Annotated in this window: 4 protein-coding genes and 1 pseudogene; all 5 read right to left on the reverse strand. The window is 43.1% G+C overall.

The features are described from left to right. Positions 1-371 (reverse strand): annotated as a pseudogene (locus Q0625_RS03260) (ZIP family metal transporter); the annotation flags it as partial. 446 nt (positions 372-817) lie between these two features. Then, positions 818-1,555 (reverse strand): 23S rRNA (guanosine(2251)-2'-O)-methyltransferase RlmB, encoded by a 738-nt coding sequence (gene rlmB / locus Q0625_RS03265; protein WP_298823463.1) that lies wholly within the window; start codon positions 1,553-1,555, stop codon positions 818-820. 4 nt (positions 1,556-1,559) lie between these two features. Then, positions 1,560-1,937, reverse strand: a complete 378-nt coding sequence (locus Q0625_RS03270; protein WP_298823464.1) for a hypothetical protein — start codon at positions 1,935-1,937, stop codon at positions 1,560-1,562. After that, positions 1,934-2,911 carry a pseudouridine synthase gene (locus Q0625_RS03275; RefSeq protein WP_298823466.1) on the reverse strand — a complete coding sequence of 326 codons (978 nt, stop codon included), beginning with the start codon at positions 2,909-2,911 and terminating at the stop codon, positions 1,934-1,936. The genes Q0625_RS03270 and Q0625_RS03275 overlap by 4 nt, the downstream gene beginning before the upstream one ends. A 39-nt stretch (positions 2,912-2,950) precedes the next feature. Beyond that, positions 2,951-3,650: UDP-N-acetylmuramate dehydrogenase (gene murB / locus Q0625_RS03280; protein WP_298823465.1), on the reverse strand; the 700-nt coding region annotated here is incomplete at its 5' end.

Genomic DNA, 3,650 nt, shown 5'->3' on the forward strand with positions numbered 1-3,650 from the left:
GTGGTACGCTGCCAAGAGGATTTCACTCCTTCGGTTTGCTTGAAATTGGGGTGAAAGTGTGGCAGTATTCTGTCCAAAGCATAGATAAAGAGAGAACCGCCTAAGAAGCCTATCACAGCAGGGAGCACCTTGACAAAACGCTCTCCCTCACTCATATCAATAGCAGGGATAAGCAAGCTCCACACACTAGCGGCAACCATCACCCCTCCTGTGAAACCGAGCATACCGTCCATCACCAGCTTGTTGCTACTCTTGAAAAAGAAAACCAAAGCTGCTCCCAAGGCAGTGACTCCCCAAGTAAAAAGAGTCGCATATAGGGCAGCCAATACAGGATTGATACTGCTTAAATAATCAATAACTGAAGAAACCATATTAATTATTAATTGTTAGTTGTTAATTGTCAATGACTGACTTCTGATCTTGACGCAAAATTACATATTTTTTTTGAATTAAAAAATATTTTTTAGATAAATCTAAAAATTCTACATCACTATATCTTTAACCCCACATCCCTAACCACCTCTAACACAAAAAATAAAAGAGAGCTTGCGCCCTCTTTTATTAATTCTAACCACAAAATCTAATATTATGAAAAACAATTTATTTCCCCTTTGTTTTCAGGGGCAAAGGTACGACAATTCCCATTCATAACAATAGATTTCTATTATTTTTATCTATAAAAATATAGAGTTTGATTATCCTCAAGCATCGTAAGATTTTTATCCTCAAGGGCAGAGATAGTAATTATATCAAGTAGTTATAAGTATTTACTTGACTTATCTCAATTAGCAAATTGGCTCATTGACTAATTAGCCCATTAACTCATCATTCGCTGTCTTACTACTTCATATAGGAAGGCCCCGCAAGCTACAGATACATTGAGCGAAGAGGTTTCCCCTTGTATAGGTAGTTTGGCACGTGCATCTAAGACTTTCAGTACCCCCTTACTAATACCTGTATCCTCAGCACCCATTACGATAGCCAAAGGCTCAGTAAGAGATTCTTCATAGAGCAGTGTAGGTGCTTTTTCGGTAGCTCCAATAACCTTGATACCACTGCCTTGTAGGTAGTAGATGGTATCGATGAGGTTATCCACCTTGCACAGTGGCATATTGAAGATAGCTCCCGCCGAAGTCTTGACCATATCCTCTCCTACAGCTGCACTGCCTTGCTTGGGAAGAATAATGCCACTAACCCCCGTACATTCGGCAGTACGAATGATAGCTCCTACATTGCGCACATCACTTAGGTGATCAAGAATCAAAAACAGAGGTGTCTTACCGCTTTCTATGATAGAAAGTACCAACTCCTCCAAGGGAACAAACTCCACAGGAGAAAGCAACGCCACTACCCCTTGATGATTCCCACGAGTGAGTCGGTTAAGCTTCTCCACAGGTACATAGGAATGGGAAAGCTGATGGCTCTCCATGAGTTTGGCAAGGGTAGCAAAAAGGGCGCCTGACAGCCCCTTTTGTACAAAAATTTTATCTATAGTACGACCTGCCTCTATGGCTTCTATTACAGGGTGCAGACCGAATATCTGAGTAGTCTTCATAGGCTTATTTTTCACGCATATTTACAATGCTATCTACTATATATACTGTATTGCCACGCCATGGCACCGCATTGTGAAATTCCTTATAGTGGAGGTCAAAGTATTTGCCACTATTGACTTCTAACTGTTGGAATATACGTTTGTCTTCTATGGAAAATTCAAATTCGTTACTTTGTATGCCACTACCTGTGCGGGTTTTGGCGAAGCCCTCCTGAATGAGCTTGCCCTCATAGGTCTTGAACACATCGCCCTTATAGACGGCATAGTTCAGATAACCCGACTTGACGCCTTCGCCAAAGACGAAGAAGTAACGCATATACACCCAGCCGCTAAGGAGAAAAATTACCAGCAAGGGTAAAAGAATAAGGAGTGTTTTTTTCATCGGTTAAGGTTTTTTAGGTTAATCACTTCTTGTTGGGTCAATGGTCGCCAATGGCCGCGAGGAAGATCCTTTTTAGTAAGTCCTGCGAAGACTACCCTGTCGAGCTTTTCCACTACATAACCCAAGGACTCAAAGATACGACGCACGATACGATTGCGCCCGCTGTGTATCTTTACCCCTAATTCATTATGAGGGGATCCTTCCACAAAACTAATATCATCTACTTGGATAAAACCGTCCTCAAGGGTCAGCCCCTCTTGGATTTTGTGAAAGTCCGCTAAGGCAAGTTTCTTATCCAAGACAACATGGTATATCTTGCGCACCCCATGCGAAGGGTGAGTGAGTTTCTTCATCAGCTCGCCATCGTTGGTCAGCAACAGCAGCCCTGTGGTGAGCCTATCGAGCCTACCCACTGGCTTTATATTTCCTTGAGCAGCACCCGCCACTAGGTCCATCACTGTCTTACGACCTTTCTCATCCTGAGTGGTAGTGATAAAGCCCTTAGGCTTATTCAGCAGGATATATTCCTTTTTTTCGGCTGAGATATTTTTGCCATCAAACTTCACTACATCAGTAGGTTGTACGCGATAGCCCAACTCTGTCATAGGCTTGCCATTGACCTCCACATTACCAGCGGCAATATATTGGTCCGCTTGTCGGCGCGCACAGATTCCTGCATTGGCAATATATTTGTTAAGCCTAATTCCTTTTTCCTCTTCCTGAGAGGGCTTTTTAGGAGCAGTTTTTCTATAAAAAGTGGGAGGGGTATCCTGCTTGTAGCTTTTCTCTTTAGAATTGAAAGGTTTTTCTTTGGATTGGGTTGATTTTTTCCTATTATCAAAAGATCTTTCCTTGTTGTCCTGTCGGTTTTCCTTTTTGTAGGGGCGTTTCTCCCCTGTTTGGGAGCGCTTTCCCTCTGTCTGGGGACGAACCCCTTTAGCAGCCTTAGGCGGTGCTGAACGGTGATTTTTCATCATCTGAAATTTTGGGCAAAGGTAAGAAATATTCGGCACTTACCAAACATTTACTTCCATTTCCATAAGGATATCAAAGCGTTTTTTTACTTGTTCTTGTACATAGCGGGCAAGTGCTAACAACTCTGTTCCTGTGGCTCCTCCATAATTGACCAATACGAGGGGTTGCCCCTTATGTACACCTACCGCTCCTATACGATAGCCCTTAAGCTCACAGCTTTCTATCAGGTAGGCAGCAGGAATTTTCTCTTGGTCGTCCCCTGCGCTGTAATGAGGCATATCGGGGTAGCGCTTTTGTAGTTCCAGAAATTGCGCGCGTGGGATCACTGGATTCTTGAAGAAACTCCCACTATTACCCAACTCCGCAGGATTAGGTAACTTACTTCGGCGAATTTCCTTGACAACCAAGGCTATATGTTGTGGGGTTTCTCTCCAGCCATGGGCAGCCAAGCGGATACGTATATCCCCATAATGGGTCTTGAACTGGTGATTCCGTTTGGTAAGACAGAAAGTAACTGAGGTGATGATATAGGTATCTTTTCTTTGCTTAAATATGGAATCACGATAACCAAATGCACAACCTCCCATTTCCAAATTGATTTTGGATCTACTTTCTCTATAAATTGCCTCACAGCTTTTAAAAACGTCCTTTAGCTCCACGCCATAGGCACCTATATTTTGTACGGGGGCAGCTCCTACTGTCCCATAAATCAGGGCGAGGTTCTCCACGCCTCCGTAG

The organism is uncultured Capnocytophaga sp. (assembly GCF_938029845.1).
In the GTDB taxonomy this organism is placed as follows: Bacteria; Bacteroidota; Bacteroidia; order Flavobacteriales; family Flavobacteriaceae; genus Capnocytophaga.

Coding starts and splice junctions, on each gene's coding strand:
- rlmB (WP_298823463.1), bottom strand. CDS start 1,555: ATGAAGACTACTCAGATATTCGGTCTGCACCCTGTAATAGAAGCCATA.
- Q0625_RS03270 (WP_298823464.1), bottom strand. CDS start 1,937: ATGAAAAAAACACTCCTTATTCTTTTACCCTTGCTGGTAATTTTTCTC.
- Q0625_RS03275 (WP_298823466.1), bottom strand. CDS start 2,911: ATGAAAAATCACCGTTCAGCACCGCCTAAGGCTGCTAAAGGGGTTCGT.